The sequence below is a fragment of the Brasilonema octagenarum UFV-OR1 genome, from assembly GCF_963888615.1.
GTDB lineage: Bacteria > Cyanobacteriota > Cyanobacteriia > Cyanobacteriales > Nostocaceae > Brasilonema > Brasilonema sennae.
In genome coordinates this window covers 18991-41271 of the sequence record NZ_CAWPKW010000281.1, presented here as the reverse complement: position 1 = coordinate 41271, position 22281 = coordinate 18991, and the positions used below count along the sequence as shown (strand labels likewise).

Annotated in this window: 20 protein-coding genes; 10 read left to right on the top strand and 10 right to left on the bottom strand. The window is 41.8% G+C overall.

Features of this window, described 5'->3' with window-relative positions; genetic code table 11:
• Positions 1 to 129: 129 nt before the first annotated feature.
• The 3 genes from AC5590_RS24150 to AC5590_RS24140 form a co-directional block, all read right to left on the bottom strand.
• Positions 130 to 282, bottom strand: a complete 153-nt coding sequence (locus AC5590_RS24150) for a ribbon-helix-helix domain-containing protein (RefSeq protein ID WP_169265918.1) — start codon at positions 280 to 282, stop codon at positions 130 to 132.
• A 108-nt stretch (positions 283 to 390) separates the two neighbouring features.
• On the bottom strand, positions 391 to 534 hold the full coding sequence (locus AC5590_RS24145; protein ID WP_169265891.1) for a hypothetical protein: 144 nt from the start codon (positions 532 to 534) through the stop codon (positions 391 to 393).
• A 210-nt stretch (positions 535 to 744) separates the two neighbouring features.
• Positions 745 to 4185 carry a WD40 domain-containing protein gene (locus tag AC5590_RS24140; RefSeq protein WP_169265917.1) on the bottom strand — a complete coding sequence of 1147 codons (3441 nt, stop codon included), beginning with the start codon at positions 4183 to 4185 and terminating at the stop codon, positions 745 to 747.
• 191 nt (positions 4186 to 4376) lie between these two features.
• On the opposite strand from AC5590_RS24140, the gene AC5590_RS24135 reads away from it, so the two are divergent.
• From AC5590_RS24135 to AC5590_RS24115, 5 genes are all read left to right on the top strand, one after another.
• Entirely contained in the window at positions 4377 to 4727 is a 351-nt protein-coding gene (locus AC5590_RS24135; protein WP_169265916.1) for a histidine triad nucleotide-binding protein, read from the top strand.
• 172 nt (positions 4728 to 4899) lie between these two features.
• On the top strand, positions 4900 to 5052 hold the full coding sequence (locus tag AC5590_RS24130; protein ID WP_211178509.1) for a hypothetical protein: 153 nt from the start codon (positions 4900 to 4902) through the stop codon (positions 5050 to 5052).
• A 28-nt stretch (positions 5053 to 5080) separates the two neighbouring features.
• A complete protein-coding gene (locus AC5590_RS24125; RefSeq protein WP_169265914.1) occupies positions 5081 to 5992 on the top strand; it encodes a DUF928 domain-containing protein in 912 nt (303 codons plus the stop codon).
• 449 nt (positions 5993 to 6441) lie between these two features.
• The gene (locus AC5590_RS24120; protein ID WP_211178508.1) at positions 6442 to 8211 is read left to right on the top strand and encodes a ShlB/FhaC/HecB family hemolysin secretion/activation protein; all 1770 of its coding nucleotides are present in this window, start codon (positions 6442 to 6444) and stop codon (positions 8209 to 8211) included.
• A gap of 10 nt (positions 8212 to 8221) precedes the next feature.
• The gene (locus tag AC5590_RS24115; RefSeq protein ID WP_169265913.1) at positions 8222 to 10993 is read left to right on the top strand and encodes a CHAT domain-containing protein; all 2772 of its coding nucleotides are present in this window, start codon (positions 8222 to 8224) and stop codon (positions 10991 to 10993) included.
• Between the two features lie 75 nt (positions 10994 to 11068).
• Here AC5590_RS24115 and AC5590_RS24110 read toward each other — a convergent pair whose 3' ends face one another.
• Positions 11069 to 12250 carry a phosphotransferase family protein gene (locus AC5590_RS24110; RefSeq protein ID WP_169265912.1) on the bottom strand — a complete coding sequence of 394 codons (1182 nt, stop codon included), beginning with the start codon at positions 12248 to 12250 and terminating at the stop codon, positions 11069 to 11071.
• 502 nt (positions 12251 to 12752) lie between these two features.
• Between AC5590_RS24110 and AC5590_RS24105 the strand changes: the two genes are divergently transcribed.
• On the top strand, positions 12753 to 13475 hold the full coding sequence (locus AC5590_RS24105; RefSeq protein WP_169265911.1) for a hypothetical protein: 723 nt from the start codon (positions 12753 to 12755) through the stop codon (positions 13473 to 13475).
• Positions 13476 to 13532: 57 nt separating this feature from the next.
• Here the strand turns inward: AC5590_RS24105 and AC5590_RS24100 are convergent, their stop codons facing one another.
• On the bottom strand, positions 13533 to 13937 hold the full coding sequence (locus tag AC5590_RS24100; RefSeq protein WP_169265910.1) for an NIL domain-containing protein: 405 nt from the start codon (positions 13935 to 13937) through the stop codon (positions 13533 to 13535).
• 183 nt (positions 13938 to 14120) lie between these two features.
• On the opposite strand from AC5590_RS24100, the gene AC5590_RS24095 reads away from it, so the two are divergent.
• On the top strand, positions 14121 to 14711 hold the full coding sequence (locus AC5590_RS24095; RefSeq protein ID WP_169265909.1) for a thioredoxin family protein: 591 nt from the start codon (positions 14121 to 14123) through the stop codon (positions 14709 to 14711).
• Between the two features lie 71 nt (positions 14712 to 14782).
• Here the strand turns inward: AC5590_RS24095 and AC5590_RS24090 are convergent, their stop codons facing one another.
• From AC5590_RS24090 to murG, 4 genes are all read right to left on the bottom strand, one after another.
• The gene (locus AC5590_RS24090) at positions 14783 to 15019 is read right to left on the bottom strand and encodes a DUF6737 family protein (protein ID WP_169265908.1); all 237 of its coding nucleotides are present in this window, start codon (positions 15017 to 15019) and stop codon (positions 14783 to 14785) included.
• A gap of 147 nt (positions 15020 to 15166) precedes the next feature.
• Positions 15167 to 15769 (bottom strand): nucleoside/nucleotide kinase family protein, encoded by a 603-nt coding sequence (locus AC5590_RS24085; RefSeq protein ID WP_169265907.1) that lies wholly within the window; start codon positions 15767 to 15769, stop codon positions 15167 to 15169.
• Positions 15770 to 16250: 481 nt separating this feature from the next.
• Positions 16251 to 17252: a DNA cytosine methyltransferase gene (locus AC5590_RS24080; RefSeq protein WP_169265906.1), complete on the bottom strand. Its 1002-nt coding sequence runs from the start codon at positions 17250 to 17252 to the stop codon at positions 16251 to 16253.
• 50 nt (positions 17253 to 17302) lie between these two features.
• On the bottom strand, positions 17303 to 18376 hold the full coding sequence (gene murG, locus AC5590_RS24075; protein WP_169265905.1) for an undecaprenyldiphospho-muramoylpentapeptide beta-N-acetylglucosaminyltransferase: 1074 nt from the start codon (positions 18374 to 18376) through the stop codon (positions 17303 to 17305).
• Between the two features lie 97 nt (positions 18377 to 18473).
• On the opposite strand from murG, the gene AC5590_RS24070 reads away from it, so the two are divergent.
• Together AC5590_RS24070 and AC5590_RS24065 are read left to right on the top strand one after the other, a co-directional pair.
• Positions 18474 to 19379: a DUF8623 domain-containing protein gene (locus AC5590_RS24070; protein ID WP_169265904.1), complete on the top strand. Its 906-nt coding sequence runs from the start codon at positions 18474 to 18476 to the stop codon at positions 19377 to 19379.
• Between the two features lie 77 nt (positions 19380 to 19456).
• On the top strand, positions 19457 to 20230 hold the full coding sequence (locus AC5590_RS24065) for an SDR family oxidoreductase (RefSeq protein ID WP_169265921.1): 774 nt from the start codon (positions 19457 to 19459) through the stop codon (positions 20228 to 20230).
• An 82-nt stretch (positions 20231 to 20312) separates the two neighbouring features.
• Here the strand turns inward: AC5590_RS24065 and AC5590_RS24060 are convergent, their stop codons facing one another.
• Positions 20313 to 21401 carry a serine hydrolase domain-containing protein gene (locus AC5590_RS24060; protein WP_248277263.1) on the bottom strand — a complete coding sequence of 363 codons (1089 nt, stop codon included), beginning with the start codon at positions 21399 to 21401 and terminating at the stop codon, positions 20313 to 20315.
• Positions 21402 to 21765: 364 nt separating this feature from the next.
• Between AC5590_RS24060 and AC5590_RS24055 the strand changes: the two genes are divergently transcribed.
• Positions 21766 to 22161 (top strand): VOC family protein, encoded by a 396-nt coding sequence (locus AC5590_RS24055; RefSeq protein ID WP_169265903.1) that lies wholly within the window; start codon positions 21766 to 21768, stop codon positions 22159 to 22161.
• Positions 22162 to 22281: the final 120 nt, after the last annotated feature.

The following is a 22281-nucleotide window of genomic DNA, read 5'->3' as shown; positions in this document are numbered from 1 at the left end:
CCCAAGTGGAGCAACTGCCGTGGAGTCAAATGTATCAGGATTTTTGTGAAAGGGTGTAACACCTGTAGCTCAAAAACACAATGCAGAAAAAATTGCCTATTAGTATCAAAAAGAAACCAAGTGCTCATCCTACTCAGACGTCGTCACAGGCAAAGCTCGAATCAGTTCCCGAATTACATCTGTCGCTGCTCTCCCTGTCTGCTCACAATATTTTTCTAGCTTGGAAGCCTCGTTTAATGCCAAGTTTACGGTGATTCGCTTGACTGCCCATTTTTTATTCATGGTAAAAATCTAGTTGTATTACACAAACTTTGGAACACACAACAAAAATCTGCATTATTATATAAAATACGATTATGACAATAATATGAAGTATTTAGGCAACAAGCTTTACTTGAGCCAGAAAATATCTTTTTTAACTTCCCCGCCCTCGTCCCCCGCTATAGTGGTACTCCACTTAGCGCGGGGATATAAGGCGGGAGACTCCTCCAAGCTTGGTAACCTGTCAACCCACTCTTCAACTAATTGAGTCATAGTTTTTTCTTTCTTTTCGGCATATAGCTTTAGCCTATTGTATCGACGCTCAGACATCCTGAACCGCAATGTTTTTTCTTTCACCGTGTAACTACAACGCGCCACACAAATGTGATCATATTTTTATCAGCTAGCCACTGACCTGATTGACACAAACGAACTAGTTTTCTAGGTGAACAGTGCAAACTCAGGAAACGGTAACGGCTGTTTTTAGCCAGCCACTGCCCCCAAAACTCTCAGCGTCGCAATAGCTGCTGTAGTTAAACCTGTAACCCCTATAATGTTCATCCGCTCATATGGTTTCTCTGCTTTGAGAATTTTTAAGCACTCACTTGTCGTTGCATTCCACAGTCTAATTGTCTCATCTTCACCACTACTAGCCAAGGTTTGATGATCCCGGCTAAAGGCGACTGACCAAATCCTGCCTGTATGCCCTTGCAAAATTTTCAGGCATTCCCCTGTGGTGACATCCCAAAGCTTAAGTGTGTAGTCGTGACTGGAAGTAGCTAGCATCTGGTTGTTTGGACTAAAAGCAACTGCTTGTAACCAACCTGTATCTACCTGGACAATTCTCAAGCATTCACCAGTGCTGAGGCTCCATAACCTTAACGTTCCATCCGGACTAGTGCTTGCCAACAATTCACCATTTGGACTGCAAGCAATTGACCAAACCCAAGTTGTGTGACCTTCCAACGATCTTTTGCACTCACAAGTTTTGACATCCCACAATTTGATTATCTCACTCAAAGCAGAACTAGCTAGCATCGTTCCTTGAGAACAAAAGGTAAGTGACCAAACCGCAGCGTCATGTCCCTGGAAAATTCTCAAGGTTTGACCTCTATTGAGATCCCATAACCTCACCGTTTGATCATCACTGGCACTTGCTAGTGTTTGACCGTCAAGACTAAAGGCAACTGACCGCACTAAGCCACCATGTCCTTGCAACGTTTTCAGACATTGACCTGTCTTAACATCCCACAATCTTACCAAAGAGTCATGATTACCACTAGCTAAAGTCTGCCCATCTGGGCTGAAGGCGACTGAGAGTACCTGATTAGCATATCCCTGGAACGTTTTGAGGCATTCACCAGTATCAACACTCCATAACCTAGCTGTCTGATCGTAACTACCACTAGCCAGGAGATCGCCCTGTGGACTAAAGGCAACCGAAAAAATCCAACTCGAATGCCCTTGCAAAGTTTTGAGACATTCACCAGTGCTTACACTCCATAGCCTCACCGTCTGGTCAAAACTGCCACTAGCCAAGAAATCGCCCTGTGGACTAAAAGCGACTGAATACACTTCATTGGAATGTCCGTGGAACGTTTCGAGGTATTCACCAGTGCTAACACTCCATAACTTCACTGTATGATCTTCACTGCTACTCGCTAGCATTTCACCATCAGCACTGAAGGTAATTGACCGTATTGCAAGACAATGTCCTTGGAAAATCTTGAGACATTCACCAGTGTTGATATCCCACAACCTAACTGTGTTGTCATTACTGCCACTTGCCAAAATTTGTTCATCTGGACTAAAGGCAACACAGGAAATCCAACTTGTATGTCCCTGTATAGTTTTGAGACATTCACCAGTGTAAACACTCCATAACTTTACTGTCTGGTCATTACTGGCACTTACTATCCTATCACCAGTCGGACTAAAGGCAACTGACCAAACCTCATTATTATGTCCATCGAAGGTTTGAAGGCATTCACCAGTACTCACATCCCACAAACAAACTGTGTTGTCAGTACTACTGCTTGCAAGAATGTTGCTATCAGGACTAAAGATAAGGGACACAACCCAGTTCGTATGCCCCTTAAACGTCAGAAGTTTTTTCCAATCCGAAACTTGGTATAAGTGAATCTCACCACTTGTATCACCCATCGCCAAAAATTGGCCATTAGGGCTAAAGGCTACTGACATAACACCAGCAAAGGTTTCAGCAAAAACAGATTTGGCTAGGTTAGCGTTTTGGAAATTCACATTATGTAATTTCATATTCCGCAAATCTGCTTGCCAAACAGTTAGATCAGAAAAATCATAACCGTTTATATCTATCTTGAGTTGAGAAAGCAAATTGAGAATATTTCCAGCTGTGTACCCTGTTTCTTGCGGCGATTCCTCTCGCAGCCTTACTAGAATTTTGGTTAACTGGTTTTCAATGCTTTTTTTACTCTTTAAAACAGTCAGCAGCCCATCTATTACTGGTTGGAGGATGAGGCGAATTTGAGCTTCCCTGATGTAGTCTTTCGCGGTCGCCTTCATGAGAGCATTGTAGCTAAAAAGCTTAATATTTTCTGTTACAATCTCTTCACAAACCAACTCTATCAATACCTGAGTGACATACTCCATAACGATAGGTTGTAAGGTGAAAGTTGCTGCACTTTTTTCAACTAGTGTAGGCGTAGAGCGAAGCTCTTCCCGCAGCGTAGCCTTCTCGATGAGCGATCGCCTAACCAGAGATTCTAAACCCTCCAGTAATTTTTGTGGTGGTATTGGTAATACAATGTCTTCTCGCAATTGTGATAGCGAAACTGGCTCACGATTAATCACTAGCCAATACATTATTTCTTTTTCTAAATCTGACAAGCGCTCAAACTGCTGGTCTAAAATATCACGTATATCACCAAAAACCCCTGTATTCTGTTGCAAAAATTCAGTTACATTACCATTAAAGACATCAACAATTGTCGTAGCAACTATATTTAAAGCCAATGGATTGCCCGTATAAAGTTTAATTATTGCTTTCCACTCTTCCTCCGCTGCTGATAGCCCCTTAACTTTAAAAATTTCCTGCCCTTCGTCCACCTTTAAACCACTTAATTGTAAGCAGCGAACAGGTAATGTTTGTCCTTTGAGTAATGCCACTTCTTTAGGTATTTCCCGACTCGTCAGCACTAAGCAGCTTTGGTGACTTGCTTCTCCTAGCTGTCTGAAAAGCTCGCCATACCCTTCATATCCTTCTCGATATTGTCCAGCTCGACTTCCACTGCGGAGAATTGACTCTATATTATCAAGTATCACCAAACAGCGATTATTTTGTAAATAATGGAATAATCGTGATATTTTTTCATTTAATTTTTCTGGTAAGTTATTTTCTGTTTCCTGCTGATCAGATAAAACTTGAATCAGGTCAGCAACAATAGTATTAATAGGTGGGGCTTCTCGTAGCGATCGCCAAATAACATACTCAAAGTCTTGCTGAATCTGTTGAGCAAGCTTGACAGACAGAGCAGTTTTGCCAATACCACCCATTCCTAATAGTGATACCAATCGGCAGCGCTCATCAACAATCCATTCCTGTAGCGTGGTAAGCTCTTCTGTACGTCCATAAAAAACTGATGTAAAGGTAGCATCGCCCCAATCTAGATGATTTTTTGAGTTTAAATAGTCAATTTTATCTATTTTTACGTTAAAAACTGAAAAAAGCTTTTCAATACTTTTTTTATCAACCCCTGCTTCCCGATTGAGGACTTTTGAGATTGTACTGGAATATAACCCAGAAAGTGTGCTCATTTCTTCAAGAGTGTAGCTGTTGCCAAAATTTTCTTTTGTTTCTGACTTACGCTTTGCCTCTTGAAATTTTTGCAAACCCTTGTTAGTGAGTGCAACGCCGCGCTTGCGTCTCCAATTTTGTAAAGTCATGTATTAAAAATACAGTTATGATAACTTAACTTTGACTGACTTGGGTTTGTGATCGAATAAAGACTTTACCCAATTTGACAGCATGAATACCGGACAATTGATCCACTCCCAACTATAGCAAGCATGTGCTGAATGTTTCATCAAGAACACTAAACCTATAGAATCTCTAACAGATGAACAGGTAAATTGATATGAGTCAAACGACAGAGACAATTTTCAGCAAAATCATTCGTCGAGAAATTCCAGCTGACATAGTTTACGAAGATGACTTAGCACTGGCATTTAGAGACATCAATTCCCAAGCCCCGGTTCACATTCTCGTCATTCCCAAAAAACCTATACCTAGACTCGCTGACGCCGAATCTGGTGATGATGCCCTCCTTGGGCATCTTCTTTTAACAGCCAAGCGAGTTGCCGAACAAGCTGGACTTGCAAATGGCTATCGCGTTGTCATCAACACAGGTCCTGATGGGGGTCAAACTGTTTACCACTTGCACCTGCATATTCTGGGTGGACGCCAGATGGCATGGCCTCCTGGTTGATAGAGAGATAGGGAATATATGACATGTTGGGTGCATTATTAAGATAAATGCACCCTATTAAAAAAATGAGTCAAAAAACTTTTTGTAGAGTGTGAGCTTGTAGCTGAAAGAAAAATGGATTAAGACTACTATCCTCGTCAGCATACACAGCATTTAACTGTTCTGTAATGCGATGGCTTCGCCGGCCCTACGCCCCAATCCGGCTTCCGCCGGATTGCCCCAAATCGAAGATTTGGGGAGAGGGTTCTCCTCCAGAGAACCCTCTGGGCGTGACACGGGCGATGCTCCTCTGGAGCTGCCCCTTTGGGGCGATCGCAATTTGTAGTAAGTTATGTAGTGAGTGATAAAATATCATGAAACAAGTACTTAGCTTCAAATATCTGTTTACTGTTTTGCTGCTTTCTTCTCTGGTATCCGCCACCAACTCCAAGGTTTTAGCACTAGGTAAAGTTGACAATTCTGTCTATTTAGTGGCTCAAGCCAAGTCTGGTTACGATCAATATATGCAGTTGGGCTATGCTGAAGCTCAAAAGAGAAACTATCAAAAAGCCTTATCTTTTTTTAAGCAAGCGCAGCAGGCACGTTCTGGAGATACGTATGCCACTAGGGCAATTAACAATGTTACAGATTACATTAACCGCAATAGCCCTCCTCGTCTTACCTTCAACGTCGGTAGTCCTAGTAGAACAAGAGCAGCAGCAACACGAGGAGGTTGTTTTAAGGCGGAACAGTCTCCTATTCCCCTCATACTATCAGATCAAAAAACTCTACAAACGACAGCAGAGTATCCTTCGCTATTTTTCTATGTTCCTCAAATACAGCAAGCAAAGGGGCTGGAACTTGTTATACGCGACGATAGCAAGTTTGAAACTTTACAAAGAGTTTCTTTAAATCCTAGTGGAAAAGCTGGTATTGTTAGGGTTAGTCTTACGTCAAAAACAGGGAAATCTCTAGAACCTAACAAACAGTACACTTGGAGTTTTTCTGTGATTTGCAGTATCCAAAACCGAGACAATGATTTATCTTTACAAGGCTCTGTGAAACGAGTTCTACCTGATACAAATTTAACTGTTGACTTGAAAACAGCAGCACCACAAGAGCGTATAGAAGTCTATGTCAAGAACAAATATTGGGAAGACGCTTTGAGAACTTTGGGTGATTTACGCCTCCAGAATCCTAACGATACAGAAGTTAAGAAATACTGGGAAGAGTTGTTGAAACCATTCGGACTCAAACCAGAGGTTATCAACGCACCTGTGTTGTAATCAGATGATTGTTTCATGGTTGATGCAGGGACATTGCATTTTGATTGCAATGTCTCTACAGCCATTAAAGAATATCTTTACAGTTACTAAATATTATTTTTGAGGAAGTAAAATCATTTTTTTTGAAATGTCGTTATTTAAACTCGCGTTTTTTTGTATGGTAATGTACTTAAACTTTCAATACAGTATTATTTTGAACCATTAATCAAATATTGATATCCATTTTTCTTAAACAAAATTCATCAGAGAAAATACAAGCATGACTCAAGACCTGTGTCAAGGCTTCTGGAAGCTGCTAGTACCGCGCAGCGGTACTAGGCATATTGGGTGAATTTTACATTTAATTTAGTTGTTTTACTTATCACCTACCAAAGCGTGTTAAATAACATGTATTGAAATATATTCCACTCGTCTCAAACCGAATTATCATTAATCGAAATCGTTTAAGAATGAGTATAAATCGTTATCATATCAGATTAAGTTTGTTTATTCTGACATCTACACTAGTCAACTTATTTTTTACTGCGTCGCTAAAAGTACAAGCACAGGTAAACCCGCCAGGATCAGATATCCAACGAGGAGTACCACCTACACCCACAATCCCAACACCAGAAAAACTCCCACGCCCAGAAGATTTATTACCGTCTCCTCCCGCTACGACTCCTACGCCTACGACTCCAGAAGTTGTTCCCAGCGAATTTTCAGAAAAAATTAAGGTTGAACGTTTTGTGGTAGAAGGTAGTACCGTCTTTGATGAAAAGAAATTTGCGGAAGTTACCAAAGATTTCACCAACAAACTTATCACCTTTACCGAACTGCTACAGGCTGCTAATGCCATTACTCAACTCTACCTTGATGCAGGCTATGTTTCCTCTGGCGCTTTTATAGCAGGGAATCAAACTTTCAAAGTAGAGGGCAGTATAGTCAAAATCATGGTGGTTGAAGGTAAGTTAGAAACTATCCAAGTCCGGGGTACAAGGCGGCTTAATCCTAACTATGTGCGTAGTCGCCTAGCAATTGCTACAGGCAAACCTTTAAATCAAAAGAAATTAGTGCAAGCACTGCAACTGCTACAACTCAATCCACTCATTAAAAATCTCTCTGCGGAGTTGGGAGCAGGCTCGCGTCCAGGCACTAGTATCTTAGAGGTGAGGGTTACAGAGGCACAAACCCGTTCTGTCCGAGCTATACTAGACAACAATCGCACACCCACCATTGGCAGCTTTCAGCGCCAAGTCCAACTTAACGAAGCGAATTTACTGGGACTGGGAGATGGTTTAAGCATTTCTTATGCTAATACCGATGGCAGTGACACTTGGGATTTTAGCTATACTTTGCCAGTGAATCCCCGCAATGGCACTTTGCAGTTAAACTACAGCACTTCATCCACAAAGGTTATTGAAAAACCTTTTGATATTTTAGATATTGATGGAAATTCCCAAGAGTATGGAATAACTTTTCGTCAGCCCATACTGCAAACCCCAACTCAGGAACTTGCATTGGGAATCACCGCCAATCATCGCTCTAGTGATATTGGTTATTTAGAAGCGTTGGTTGGAACGCGAATTGGTTATCCTTCACCAGGTGCGGATGAAGATGGCAAAACTAAAGTATCCGCAGTCCGGTTTTTTCAAGACTGGACACAGCGCAGTGACAGACAAGTTATTTCAGCGCGATCGCAATTTAGTATCGGTGTCAATGTCTTTGATGCCACGACTAACGCGAAAGATCCAGATAGTGAATTTTTCGCTTGGCGCGGACAAGCACAGTGGGTAAGAGTTTTAGCACCAGAAACCTTCTTGCTTGTACGTGGAAATCTTCAATTAGCAGACAGAGCCTTACTACCTTCAGAACAAATTGGTGTCGGTGGACAAGCTACTGTACGGGGTTATCGTCAGGATTTGCTTTTAACCGACAATGGTTTTTTGGGTTCTGTGGAGTTACAGTATCCAATTTTACGCATACCGCAGATTCCGGGCGTACTTAAGATTACCCCATTTATTGATTTTGGCACTGCCTGGAATACTTCTAGCGCTGGTAGAACAGCCCTTGAGGATCAGACTCTTGTATCAACAGGATTGGGGCTGTTATGGCAAAGCGATCGCCTAACTGCCCGCTTTGATTGGGGTATCCCTCTTATCTCTGTCTCGTCTGGTGAAAAAGATTCTTGGCAAGAGAACGGACTCTATTTCTCTATTATTTATACCCAACCTTTTTAAGTGAGGAATTATGTCTGTCATTCTGACTTTAGCTACATTATCTCAAATCATGACTCCCGTTCCCTTGGCTGCTCAACCAGTTTCCCAAATGACTGTAGCAGCAGTTGTGCGATCTACTGATACCAAAGAACTCTTGCAACAAGGTTTGCAACTTTATCAAGCAGAAAAATTTGCTGATTCTGTCAAGGTTTTCACACAGGCATCTCAGGCATTTCAAGCAGTTGAAGATGGGCTGAACCAAGCTTTAGCATTAAGCTATCTTTCTTTGGCTCAACAACAGTTAGGAGAATTAGCTAATGCTGAAAAAGCCATTGACAACAGCTTGGCACTATTACACAACAAAAATGGTTCCAAAGAGTATTTATCTATCCGCGCTCAAGCTTTAAACACGATAGGTCAGTTGCAATTAGCACAAGGCAAACCAGACCAAGCACTGAAAAGCTGGGAAGAAGCGACGGTAATTTATAAGCAAATTGGCGATGAAGCGGGTACCACTGGTAGCCAGATTAACCAAGCTCAGGCACTCCAGGCATTAGGATTTTACCGTCGTGCTAATAATACTCTAGATGCTGTAGAACAAAGCACAAACAAGCAATCTGACTCCGTTATTAAAGCAACTCGATTGCTTAATCTCGGTAACACTTTGCGAGTGGTGGGAAATTTAGGCAAGTCACAGCAAGTTTTGCTCAAAAGTTTAATCATCGCTCAAAAACAGCAATCAAAACAAAAGGTTGCAGAAATTCAGCTAAGTTTAGGCAACACAGCCCAAGCTTTAGCCAATAATGAAACCGAAGAAGAGAAAAATAAGGGATATATTCAAAAGTCTTTAAATTATTATCGTCAAGCAGCAACCACTTCGGAAAAACCCCTGACTCAACTAGAATCACAACTCAATGAACTACGGTTTTTACGTATAAGAGTAGACAAATTATTAGACCAACAGCGCAAAATACAATTTCAATTAGCAGCAGCAGATAAAAACATATTATCAGAGCAAGAGAAAAAAGATTTGTCAGAACAAGAAAAAACAATATCACAAGAAAGACAAAATAATTTATCAGATATCTCCCAGAGATTGTTGCCTCAAATTCAGTCTCAAATTGCTACTATCCCACCCAGTCGTAGCAGTATTAACGCTCGCATTAACTTTGCCCAGAGTCTGATTAAACTAAAACAAAAGAACAACACTAGTAACATTTCTTGGCGAGAAATTGCTGAAATAGTTAAAGTTAGTGCTAACCAAGCTCAACAATTACAAGATAATCGTACCTATTCCTACGCCTTAGGTACTCTCGGCAACTTGTACGAGCAAACCCAACAATGGTCTGAAGCTCAAAATCTCACAGAGCAAGCTATGAAACTTGCCGAAAGAATTTTTGCCTCTGATATTGCCTATCGTTGGCGATGGCAATTAGGTCGTATCCTTAAAGCAAGAGGTAATAATGAAGAAGCTAAAGCTTCTTACAAACAAGCAATCAATTACCTCAAGTCCCTGCGGAATGATTTAGCTGTAGTTAACCGTGATGTGCAATTTTCTTTTCGAGATGAAGTAGAACCTGTATATCGAGAATATGTGAGTTTTCTTTTAGAAGGAAACTCTAGTGAAGAAAATATTAAGATAGCTACAGAAGTGATTGACTCACTACAAGTAGCAGAACTGGATAACTTTTTCCGCAGAGCTTGTGTAGATGCTAAAACTGTTCAGCTTAGCGAGATTGATAAGAAAAACAACACAGTTTTTATTTATCCCTTAATATTACCTGACCGCTTGGCAGTTATCACCTCTCTTCCTAATGGAGTCAAGCGCCGTTATACATTTGATTTTCCCAAAGATGAATCTGGTAATTTTATTACCTCAGATAAAATGGAACAAACCATTGAAGAACTCAGCCAAAAACTGTTAAATCGCAACAGTGGAGAATTTTTACCCGATTTACGGAATTTATATAACTGGTTAGTTCAAAAAACTTTAGACTCTAATTTAAAAAAAGACACAAATATTGTGTTTGTTTTAGATGGAGCATTAAGAAATATTCCAATGGCAGCACTTTATGATGGAAAACAATTTCTGATTGAAAAAGAATACAATCTTGCTCTAACACCAGGTTTGCAGTTATTACCAACCATCACTCCTCTGACTGCAGAAAGATTAAAAAGACGAGTAGTCGTTGCTGGATTGAGCGAATTACCTAAAGAGTTTGAACAAAAATATCCGGGAAGATTTAATGATTTACCCTATGTCACAAAAGAAGTGAGTCAAATCGCAAGTGAAGTAAAAATTCCTGCTCGACAAGAGCTACTTAACAGTAAATTTACTAGAATCGCGCTCACAGATGCGGTTAAGTCTTCTAATGCACCTGTAGTACACCTAGCAACTCATGGTCAATTTAGTTCGCAGGCAGACAATACATTTATTCTGACTTGGAATGGTGAAGTCAATGTTAATGAGTTAAAATCTGTACTGAGAACGAGGGAGACAAACCAACAAGAAGCAGTTGATCTCCTTGTTTTGAGTGCTTGTCAAACAGCTAAAGGAGATAACCGAGCTACTTTAGGAATAGCAGGAGTTGCTATACAATCAGGAGCGCGTAGTACATTGGCAACTCTTTGGAGTGTCGCCGATGACACGACTGCGACGCTAATGACTGAGTTTTACGACAATTTGGTTAATAAAAAAATGCCTAAAGCAGAAGCTTTGCGTCAGGCTCAAGTAAATCTCCTGAAAAATTACAGACATCCCTATTTTTGGGCACCCTATATTTTAATTGGTAACTGGCAATAATCTCGTTTCCAGCCTCAGGCTGGAAATGTCAGCTAAGAGGCTGTGCCTCAACCTAAGTACCGGAGGCAGAGCCTCCTAGTAGCGCATTCCCTGGCTGAGCCAGGGAACGAGAAGTTTAGAGGCAGTTCCGAAAACAGTCGCCAAGGATTGTTCCGGACGACATAACAAACTCTTGGCAACCTGAAGCATACAAATCCCTTTATTGCCAAAGGATTTTTCGTACTGAATCATTGCTTGAATCTGTTGAATTAATGCCAAACCAGCAAATTGCACGACTTGCATTAAGAAATTGGGACGATGCTCTAAAATCTCCGGGAAGTTATCGAAATAAGCGCTAGTCAGAGCAGCAATGGAAGGTTGAAGCTGTTCTAGGGGTGTCATAGCCAGACGCAGAGATTCTTCGATAGTCAAAGACTTACTGATGACTAAGCTACTCAGCCAGATTTGCAGGTAGCTGGCAATCAGCGTTCCCAAATCAAAGGCAGGATCTCCCCAACAAGAGCGCTCCCAATCAATCAGCCGTATAATGTTGGGACTTTCTTGCTCCCATTCTTGCTCCCAATTATTGTGTAAGAGAATGTTGTTGAGTTTGAGATCATTGTGAGTCAGGCAACAGGGTTGGAAAACATCGGCAAGTTCTCTCATTGCTTGCCCTAAGCTTGAGTATCGCTGATAAAGCTTAAAGAATTTCAGCCCATCTGCAGGAACTATACCAAAAATTTCTGGTCCTATCCGTTCTATACTACGAACCCAGTTAGGCACATGAGCAGGGCTGAGATTATTAGTAGGTTTTGCCGAGAAGAATTCCTGATACTCTTGGCGGTTGAAAGTGGCTCGATGGATGGTGGCGAGAATGGTGGCGATCGCCTCGCCAATTTCAGTTGGGAAAACATTCTCCTTGTCGTAGAAATCTGCTAAATCCCGATACTCATCCAAGTAGCTGAAAACAATAATGGAATATTCCGCCTCAAAATGAAGCGCCTCTGGCATCCAAGCTCGAAGGTAGCTAAGTTCTGGAAATTTTTGTAAAAACTCTTGAATTCGCCATTCACTCAAAAACTCGCCCAGTGTTTTGCCTTCTTTATTGTGTCGTTCTTGCTTAATCAGTAGTTTCCGACTTTCTGGCAAAGTCAGTAATAAGTTAAAGTTTTTTGCTCTTATCGGTTCAACTTGATACAGATCTGACTCTAACTGAGTACAGAGTCTATGCTCAACTAAGTAGTTGAAAATATTTTTATCACTTAATACAAATGTCATAAACTATCGTCAAAAACTAGGGGTGTAGGGGAGCCAGTACTGAAGGAGGGTTTCCCGACCTAGGTATCTGGCGTGGGTAAGGGTATAAGGGTGTAGGGGGAGTAATTGGTGGGAGCCTTACCCAGTTTTGCTCCGGGGCAGGGGTGTACCACAAGGAAAACCCTCTCTTCCCCACGCCACATGCCGGGCTGTCGGGAAACCCGCCCACGGTGAGACAGCGCTGCAGGAGGGTCTCCCTCCGTAGGCGACTGCGAACCCGAAGGGCAGTGGCTCCCCTACACCCTTACACCCCCATACCCCTACACCCCTTTGTTGGTCATTTGATGTATCCATCCTGCTGGCTTTGAGGAATTGCCCAACTTCTCCTCTTACACAACTGGATTTATCGGCTGTCTTACAGCGTATCATTTTTACTGATGTATCTAGTGCTAAGTAGGTGGACGGAAAAATTTATAACTATGCTAAAGCAAGGTTAATTTTCTTGCTTAGGGAGATAGTTTAGATGCGTAATCTCACGAACTTCACATTTACGGACATGGTTGAATGTGGGTTAGATCTGTGCCAACTCGGTTTAGGGGTAGAAAGTATGGAGTCTGCCAGTAACAGAATTGTTCAGTATTTCTACGAGTCTCTAATTGATGAGGAAACTGGTGCTCCAGCCTGCGCTCTCATTCGGTGTTTTAAGACACATTCTTATGAAGATCTTGATGCAGAATTGAGGCAGTCCGTCTGTAGTCAGTTGGGCTATATTCCATATTTGAGCATGAAGTGCTTGACTATGCTGGCAACAATTGGCGACAAACCAGAATGGAACTCAAGACACACTTCCCTCGGACATAAAGTTATCCCTTTAGTCAGTGAAGATGTGGTTGCACAGTTTCCCATGATTTCGCAACTACTCAAACAGTTCGGCTTAGATGTGAGTATGGTCATCGGATCTTCTCGCCAACTTATGGTAGGGTCTGAGGAGAAAAAGCTTAACGTCTTTCATGTGCCTGTAGCACTAGGCAGCCCCTATATTCCTGCCCAAGAATCATTTGTAATTCCCTTTGGCATCAAATCTGTATTGGGTTTTGGTGGTTTGTTGCCTTCAGGCAATCTATTTGCTATAATCATGTTCTCCAAAGTCCCAATTCCCCGTAACACGGCTGAAATCTTCAAATCCCTAGCACCGAGTGTCAGATCAGCTTTATTGCGCTTTGATGGCAAAGCTATCTTTGCTTAGGTGCGGCTGGTGAATGCTAATTAGACTGGGAAAAACGTTCTCTGTCCTGTGTGTTCTTCACAGATTGGTCGAAATTGCCTGCACCGGACAAGTGGGAATACATTGTTCGCAGACAATGCAGCGCGATCGCGTAAACGTCAGTTTATAACTTTCGGGATCAAGATTGAGAGCTTGTGTTGGGCAAACTCCTGTACACAAGCCACAGTGGACGCAGGAATCTTCATCAATGGTGATTTCTCCTAAAGCTTGAGAGACAGTGATGTTTTGCGATCGCATCCACTCAATCGCTGCATCCAACTCATCAATATCTCCCGAGAGTTCCACCACCAGTTTACCGATTTGATTTGGTGCAACCTGAGCGCGAATAATATTTGCAGCAACGTTGAAATCTCTTGCCAATCGATAAGTGACTGGCATTTGGACGACACGTTTGGGGAAAGTCAGTGTGACTCGTTTTTTCACAGTTTCATATCGGGGGTTTCCCAAGCATATTTTACCAGTTATCAGTTATCAGTTACCAGTTATCAGGCAGGAAACGGACTCGTCCACCCCTTGTTCACTGTTCACTGTTCACTGTTCACTCTTAAGCGTTCCCTATCAGATAGGATTGCTATAGTACTTAATAAGTTTTAATAAAAATCTATTATGAGTAACGATTCACCTGTTCATTCAAAAGAAACATCAGAATCCAAGTTTGGGACGCGCTTGAGGAATTTCTTAATCGCAATCGTGGCGATCGCCCTCAGCGTTGCCTTAATTTTGGGGCTGAGAACTGAGACAACCTCTGCAACTTTGTCTCAGCTAGATAAGCAGTCTACACCTTTTGATGTTGCTTTAACCAATGGTAAGCCATCGTTTGTAGAGTTTTATGCTGATTGGTGTACTGTTTGCCAAAAAATGGCACCAGATATCGGGAAACTAGAACAGCAGTATGCTGGCAAGGTAAATTTTGTCATGCTGAATGTGGATAATACCAAGTGGCTGCCAGAGATGTTGAAATATCGGGTGGATGGTATTCCTCATTTTGTGTATCTAGATCAAAAAGGCGAGGCGATCGCACAAGCCATTGGTGATCAACCCCGTACTATTTTATCCAGTAACCTAGAAGCGTTGGTTGCTGCTTCGCCTTTGCCTTATGCTCAAGCAAACGGCAGAGTTTCGCAATTCAATGCACCAGTCGCGCCAACAAATACTCAAGATGATCCCCGCAGTCATGGCGCTCAAGTTGTGAATTAGAGTACTTGCAAATAGCCACAGGGTTATCGCCTGTGGCTACACCCACAAACCTACCGTAGGCGGCTTGATATTCAAGCCTGATCCTCATACGACTCCAAAACCCCACTACGGATCATAAGCTGAGGCCAAATTATCAAAAAGAAACCCATCCATGTCAGTACAGGCACGGAAACAAGAATAGTCAACCAGACTATCTTAAATATGACCCAGCTACCACCCATCAGCGTCACACCTGTGAGAAGAATAGACCAAGGTTGACACCACCACGGTTTGTATTTCCAAGGACTGAGCGGCTTTTGTTCAGACATTTGTTTGACAGTTAATTTATAAATATTTCTTTAACTATAGGGGCTGGTGCGAACACAAATACACCCAACTCCCCATTGCACCAAAGAGCTAGAACTGCAACAGGTTTGCGATCACACTTGTGGAAAAACTTTGTGAGCTACTAAACATTAAAGACACAAGTTTGCCTCTGCCATTGACACAGATTCTACATCAATACATATAAATCCAAGACGTTCAACCGTCTCCCTCATGCGTTTATTGTAGAATAGGGTACGGTCTAAAAACTTTTGAATTAGGTGCTTTTCATCTTCACCTACATTAGAAAAATTACTTTCACGCTTGATTCGGTTTCCCAAGAGTTGGTCGCTAGCCGTAAGCCAAATCGCTTTAACAGCATTTTTGCAAACTAAATTTGCTACAAATTCTGGCCATAACGCAGAGCCTTCAAGTATAAGGCATTCCGTTGATAAATCAAACGCATGAGAATGAACAATAGACTCGACCTGCGGTAACACATTTTTCTCATAATGTGACAATACATCTAAAAAAAGAGCCTCGATAGACCGAGTTCTATAATGTTCTGCTACATGCTCTGGAATAGCTTTTCCATTTGCACCCACCCAAGGACGTCCCGGATGGCGAGCGAGTTTATCCGTAGAACGATAACTCCAATCTAGCTGCGCCGCAAAAGATCGGCCAAGGGTCGATTTGCCTACATGAGAGGAGCCGCCAATTAGAATCACTCGTGTTTCATTGATTGATGTATTCATAAAACCTTATCTGATGGTTGTGTTACAAAAAATTAAAGGCACGCTAAATGTAGCAGGTTAAAGGTCAAAACTTTTCCAACTAACCCCTACATAAGTAAGTCGGCGCTAATATTTCAAGCTATGTTAAGAAATTTAAATGTAGGGTGTGTTGTCGCGCAGCGCAACGCACCGCCAAGAATTCAGGGTGCGTTAGCCTACGGCATAACACACCCTACAGACAATTTACATTTCTTCATATACATGGAATTTTTCTCACCGACTTACTTATATTAATGTGAGTTCAACAGCTATAAATATTTGATTACAGGCTCAAACACGGGTTTGACGTTTCTGTGCATTGATTCATTCTCCCATTTAAAGTTGATGTTTGAATGGTTGATTCGACACACTACCTTTGATTTTGCCACCCTTGGAAGGTAGGGAATTTATTCAAAATTAAAACAGGATTTCTATATAATTGGTATTATAATGGTAGCGATAACTATATAGGTATCACTGATTGACGTTGTTCTATCTCGCTTGGAGACAATCTGCAATCAGATTGCAAATAATCTCTAACACTTCCAGCTAGATGAAATGCAAACAATGGTGGTACTGCATTACCGAGTTGATTAAAACAACTTGTTTGTGTTCCTACAAATTCAAACCAATCTGGAAAGCTTTGTAATCTGGCAGCTTCTGTTATAAACAAACGTCGCCGCCTACCACATGGTAGTTTAATTCTGTGCATATCACCTGTTGCAGCAGCTAAGTTTCTACAGGTCAAAGTTCTTGCTGGTTTATCTAAATGAAGGTCGCGGGGACGTTTGCAAAACGATGCTTTTTCATATTTTGCGACATATTCATCCATGCTAGGTGTCAAAAATTTCGATTCTTCTGGAGCCAAGAAAGCAAGTTCTCCTAAAGCTTCGCCTGCACTAATTTTCTTCTCGAATAGTTTCGGAAATTTGAAGTTGCCTTTGTGTCCTACTACTATAAGACGTTCTCGATTTTGAGGAACACCAAAGTCAACGGCATTTAATAATCTCCATTCTACTATAAAGCCTAAATCTTGGAATGTTTGAACGATTTCGTCTAAGTACCACTTGTTTTTATAAAGAAGTCCGCGAACATTTTCAAACAACCAAATTTCGGGACAAAGCCTTTTGACTGCACTAATAAAAATTGGAAATCCGTCTCGTGAATCTTGTAAACCTTTTTGTTTTCCTCCCACACTGAAAGGCTGACAAGGTGGTCCACCTATTAATACTTTAGCTAATGGTAATTCTGTCTCAGGTGTGAGAAGAATTTGAGTACAGTTTCCCTTTAAATTTTTTCTATAGGTAGCACAGGAATCAGCATTCTTTTCAAACCCGTGAGTAGCAAATCCCTGTGCTTCAAACCCAACAGATAATCCACCGCAACCAGCAAATAGATCCACCACCAGTGGACTACGGGAAGATGCGGGTTTTAGTTGATGATTGATTGTTTCTACATAGTTCATCCCAAGTTAAGAATTGGTCTGTTGGGTTTTTGGCATCTATGAGGTTTTGCCTACATTTCCACCACCTCACGCACTAACTTTGCTAATTTTTCTGCACTATCAGGAACTGCGATCGCCAACGCCTTTTCCCTCATCTTTCGCAGTTCTTCCGGATGCTGCAACAAGTTCAAAACCTGACTTTGCAAAACCTCAGCCGTCAATTCTGATTGCTTAAACAGACTCGCCGCACCAACTGAGGTAAAAACTTTTGCATTGTAAGTTTGATGGTCTTCTGCTGCAAATGGGTACGGAATCAAAATTGCTGGTGTTCCGCACACCGCCATCTCCGTTAAACTACCTGCTCCAGAACGAGTAATTGCTAAATTTGCCCGTTGTAGCAACGCAGCCATGTTATTATAGAATGGTAATGAAATATACTGAGCATGTTTCAAAGTGTCAGCCTCAGGATCATTATCGCCTGTCAAATGCACAACCCAAGCACCAGCATCAAACCAAGCATTGGCAGACTGTCGCACCAGCTTATTGATCGCAACTGCTCCCTGGCTACCACCAAAGACAACGATCACAGGAACGTCTTTAGGAATCGGGAGATCCAAGGATGCTTCAATTTCTTCTGACAAAAATTGAGAACGCACCGGAGTACTAGTGTAAATTGTTTTGACGCGAGGCAAGTGCTCAGAAGCGACTTCAAAACCCACCGCCACAGCACTACACCAAGGTCCTAAAAAGCGAGTTACTTTACCTGGTAAGGCGTTGGATTCGTGGAGAATGACAGGTAAACCCAAAGAACGCGCTGCAATAACAGCCGGTCCAGCAATGTAACCACCTGTGGTGAACACTCCCTGAAAGTTTCCTTGTCGTAAAAGTTCCCTGACCTCTAAAATTGAACCAATCAGTTTTCCCAAAACGCGAAGTGAAGAAATTCCAAAACCTTGCTGAAAACCTTCAACTCCAATAGTATTCAATCGATACTGTTTGGGAACAAGCTGAGTTTCTAATCGATTGTGGACACCAAGCCATTCGATTTGATAATCCCTCAAGTGCTCAGCTAGTGCGATCGCCGGAAACACATGTCCGCCCGTTCCACTAGCAGCTATTAGTAACCGTATAGGAGTTTCTACCATCACCCTCCACCCTGTTAGCGCTTAGCTTAACCTACAATAAAACAATTTCCACTTCCTTAGTCGTCAAGTTGCCATTTACTTTTTTACTACTTAACTCATGCCAAATTTTGCTTCCTTTTTACACAAACGTCAAACAATGCTGCAACCTACTCGCTTACTAGTTTTTTCTTTGCTTACACTAAGTTTATTCACAAGTTGGAAAACTGCTCAAGCCACTACACCACAGCAGTTGGTACAAGCCGGGCAACCCGGACGCCAGAGCCCTAGGTCGGGAGATCCTCCTGCAGTACTGGCTCCCCAACCCAGTAGCGCCTCTCAAAATGCACCCTCTCAAGTCAAAAACTTATTGGCGCAAATTGATGCAGCCGCAAGTCAGAAGAATATCAAAGGCGTCATGCAGTTCTACAGTCCCAACTTCGTTAATGGAGATGGCTTAACTCGTCAGAATATGGAGAAAGCTTTAGCTGCATTTTGGCAGCGATACCCCCAATTGAAATATACTACCCAGGTAGAATCTTGGAAATCTCAAGGTAATGGTTTTGTCGCCGAAACAGTGACTAATATAACTGGTGTTCCCTCTACCAGGAGTGAAAACGCGGCATTCAATGCGACAATTAGGTCCCGCCAGCAGATTGCAGGAGGCAAAATTACCCGCCAAGACATTTTGGCTGAACGCACTCAATTGACTTCCGGTGCCAAGCCACCTAAAGTAGATTTCAAATTACCACAGCAGGTAAAAGTTGGTCAGCAGTTTAATGTTGACGCGATTGTCCAAGAACCTCTTGGTGATGAGTATCTATTAGGAACAGCGTTGGAAGAACCTATTAAACCAGAGAAATTGCTGACTGCCACACCTGTGGATTTAGAATTACTCTCATCTGGTGGAATTTTTAAAGTTGGACGCGCACCATCTGTCCCTGGTAGTCAATGGGTTTCTGCTGTGATCATGCGCGGAGACGGTATGGTGATGATCACTCAGCGCATACAGGTTGTCAAAAACTAATTATCTAATTATTTAGTCATTGGTCATTTACTAATGACTAATGACTAATGACTAATGACTAATGACTAATGACTAAAATGCTTTCTATTCAAAATCAAATTGTTTTGATCACTGGTGCAAGCAGTGGTATCGGTGCTGCTTGTGCCAAAGTATTCGCAAATGCAGGTGCAAAACTTATTTTAGCCGCACGACGGTTGGAGCGGTTGCAGGAGTTAGCAGATGAAGTCAGCAAAAACTTTACAACTGACATTCATTTGGTACAACTGGATGTGCGCGATCGCACTGCTGTAGAATCTGCTATCTCAACCCTACCCCCCTCCTGGTCTGAAATAGACATCTTAATCAACAACGCTGGTCTGAGTCGCGGTTTAGACAAACTCCACGAAGGCGACTTCCAAGACTGGGAAGAAATGATTGATACCAATATCAAGGGTTTGCTGTACCTGACGCGCTATGTTGTGCCTGGAATGGTGAAACGCGATCGCGGTCATGTCGTCAATATTGGTTCCATAGCCGGACATCAGACATATCCCAGTGGTAACGTCTATTGTGGCACCAAAGCCGCTGTCAGAGCTATTTCCGAAGGTTTGAAACAAGACCTGTTAGGAACCCCTATCCGCGTCAGTTCTGTTGACCCTGGTATGGTGGAAACAGAATTTAGCGATGTACGTTTTCATGGCGATAGCGATCGCGCCAACAAAGTTTACCAAGGAGTCAAGCCTCTGACTCCAGATGATGTTGCTGATGTCGTCTTTTTCTGCGTTACGCGACCAAGCCATGTAAATATCAACGAAGTTGTCCTTATGCCAGTTGATCAGGCTAGCGCTACCCTGGTGAATCGGCGAAATTAAAATGAAGGAAAGTTAAGAATCTAAATTTGGTACAACTGTATATGCAAAAGGTAGAGTGGAGGGTATTTCCTCCAATCTTTTGCTATGCAGCTTCAAGAACACGCAATAAATCATTGACCATTGCATAAGGATGAGCGATGAGAGAAGTATTACAAAAAACTGCTAACGTCAGTTTGCGCCCGTGAAAATTCGGTATATGCATTGCCCACAAATTATAGCCTGGACCATCTCCACCATGACCATACTTCTCACCATACTTGGATTCAGGATCTGCCATTATTCCTAAACCATAGCAAGGTTTTTTATACCAAGGCTCGCGGGTACCAGTGGGTACAAGGGTGAGCATCTGCTCTAATTGTTTGGAAACCAATAGTTTACCAGAGAAAAGACCGTCAAAAAATTTCACAACTTCTTCAGGCGTAGAAGCAATGAGTCCTGTTGCACACCAATCTGGATGATAACGAGGAATCACATTCTCCATGATTCGTTCTGAATTTAAATATCGACAATAACCAGGTGTCAAAACACCTTTTGTGTCAACATCATGAGCAACATAAGTATTTTGTAAATCCAATACTGAAAACACGTTGTCTTCTAACGCTTGGGCAAAACTCTTACTGGTAGCAGCTTCAATCACTTCATACAGCAACATATACCCTGTGTTTGAATAACTCCATTTTTCTCCCGGTTTAAAATCGAGTTTTCCTGTACAGGTTAATTTAGCAACTTTATTATGTGTCCAAGGAACGGAAGGATTCTCACAAACAGCAGGCAAATAATCTTTTAAGCTGGTGTAACTCGGTACTCCACTGGTGTGATTTAACAACCGACGCAAGGTGACAGTATCATCAAATGGCATTCGGGGTAACCATTTTGTCAGTGGATCATCTAAATTTAACAACCTATCCTGAGCTAAACGCAATAAGCAAACGGAAACAAAGGTTTTGGTAATGCTGTAAATATAAAATGAGCGATTGACATCAAGAGGTTTGTTGGCATCAAGATCTGAGAAACCACTGCTTCCCAACCAGACTCCATGTTTCTCATCATTGATGGCGACATTCACACCCATGCAGCTTGTGAAGTGAAGGGATTGGTTGAGTTGTGCTTGTAAAGTATTTTCTAAATTGATATGCATCTGATGAAGTAGTGCTTTTTGACTTTGAGCCAAATCTCAAAACAATACAAAAGTACTACATAGGCGCACAGTAATTCAACACTCCTTGGATCATTGCAGTAGACAAAACACCAAGAATTTTTTGCGAATAGTGGTAATTCAAACTCATAACGAGTATGATTAAATAACAGAGATAAAGTAAAGAACCCCACCAAGTATGCAAAGCCTTGTTATCGGTGCAGTTGCCAGCTTAGGTGCAAGACTTGCGATAGTTCTTAGTGCCTTGGGGATTTGACTGCCAATCAATCTGACACGGCAATGCTTTCACAGAGAACTGCGCGGAAGGCGATAAGCCAGAGGCTTATCGCTGTGCGTATCGCAAGGAATCACGCTGGGGTTCGGCGCAAAGGAGAAAAATATGAATCTTATTCGTTTTGAACATATCAACGTTTCTTGCAAAAATCTTGAAACAACCAAGAAGTTTTATCAAATCCTATTTCCTGATTGGTATGTACGCGCCGAGGGGGTGTTTGAAGGTAGAAACTGGATGCATTTTGGAGATAATCAATTTTATCTTGCTCTCAATGATCGAAATAGCCAAGAGCGTGTACATACAGCCTATGAAAACATTGGCATAAACCATACTGGCTTTGTGATTAAAGACGGCGAAGCTATGAAAAAATTGCTCGATACCGAGAACATTGAATATTACACAATGACAGCGCCTGAAACAAAGCACAGAATTTATGTCAACGATCCAGATGGAAATGAGATTGAGTTAGTTGAATATAACCCTGAGTATGAATTGAAATAGTCATTAAGTAGCCATTATGTACGGGAGTATATGATGGCTACTGAGTTAAGAAAGATGAATGACAAATGATTAAGAAAAATAAGTGTAATTGCAAGATTTTCGTAACGTTATCAGCACCAA

Coding starts and splice junctions, on each gene's coding strand:
- AC5590_RS24150 (WP_169265918.1), bottom strand. CDS start 282: ATGAATAAAAAATGGGCAGTCAAGCGAATCACCGTAAACTTGGCATTA.
- AC5590_RS24145 (WP_169265891.1), bottom strand. CDS start 534: ATGACTCAATTAGTTGAAGAGTGGGTTGACAGGTTACCAAGCTTGGAG.
- AC5590_RS24140 (WP_169265917.1), bottom strand. CDS start 4,185: ATGACTTTACAAAATTGGAGACGCAAGCGCGGCGTTGCACTCACTAAC.
- AC5590_RS24135 (WP_169265916.1), top strand. CDS start 4,377: ATGAGTCAAACGACAGAGACAATTTTCAGCAAAATCATTCGTCGAGAA.
- AC5590_RS24130 (WP_211178509.1), top strand. CDS start 4,900: ATGGCTTCGCCGGCCCTACGCCCCAATCCGGCTTCCGCCGGATTGCCC.
- AC5590_RS24125 (WP_169265914.1), top strand. CDS start 5,081: ATGAAACAAGTACTTAGCTTCAAATATCTGTTTACTGTTTTGCTGCTT.
- AC5590_RS24120 (WP_211178508.1), top strand. CDS start 6,442: ATGAGTATAAATCGTTATCATATCAGATTAAGTTTGTTTATTCTGACA.
- AC5590_RS24115 (WP_169265913.1), top strand. CDS start 8,222: ATGTCTGTCATTCTGACTTTAGCTACATTATCTCAAATCATGACTCCC.
- AC5590_RS24110 (WP_169265912.1), bottom strand. CDS start 12,250: ATGACATTTGTATTAAGTGATAAAAATATTTTCAACTACTTAGTTGAG.
- AC5590_RS24105 (WP_169265911.1), top strand. CDS start 12,753: ATGCGTAATCTCACGAACTTCACATTTACGGACATGGTTGAATGTGGG.
- AC5590_RS24095 (WP_169265909.1), top strand. CDS start 14,121: ATGAGTAACGATTCACCTGTTCATTCAAAAGAAACATCAGAATCCAAG.
- AC5590_RS24090 (WP_169265908.1), bottom strand. CDS start 15,019: ATGTCTGAACAAAAGCCGCTCAGTCCTTGGAAATACAAACCGTGGTGG.
- AC5590_RS24085 (WP_169265907.1), bottom strand. CDS start 15,769: ATGAATACATCAATCAATGAAACACGAGTGATTCTAATTGGCGGCTCC.
- AC5590_RS24080 (WP_169265906.1), bottom strand. CDS start 17,252: ATGAACTATGTAGAAACAATCAATCATCAACTAAAACCCGCATCTTCC.
- murG (WP_169265905.1), bottom strand. CDS start 18,376: ATGGTAGAAACTCCTATACGGTTACTAATAGCTGCTAGTGGAACGGGC.
- AC5590_RS24070 (WP_169265904.1), top strand. CDS start 18,474: ATGCCAAATTTTGCTTCCTTTTTACACAAACGTCAAACAATGCTGCAA.
- AC5590_RS24065 (WP_169265921.1), top strand. CDS start 19,457: ATGCTTTCTATTCAAAATCAAATTGTTTTGATCACTGGTGCAAGCAGT.
- AC5590_RS24055 (WP_169265903.1), top strand. CDS start 21,766: ATGAATCTTATTCGTTTTGAACATATCAACGTTTCTTGCAAAAATCTT.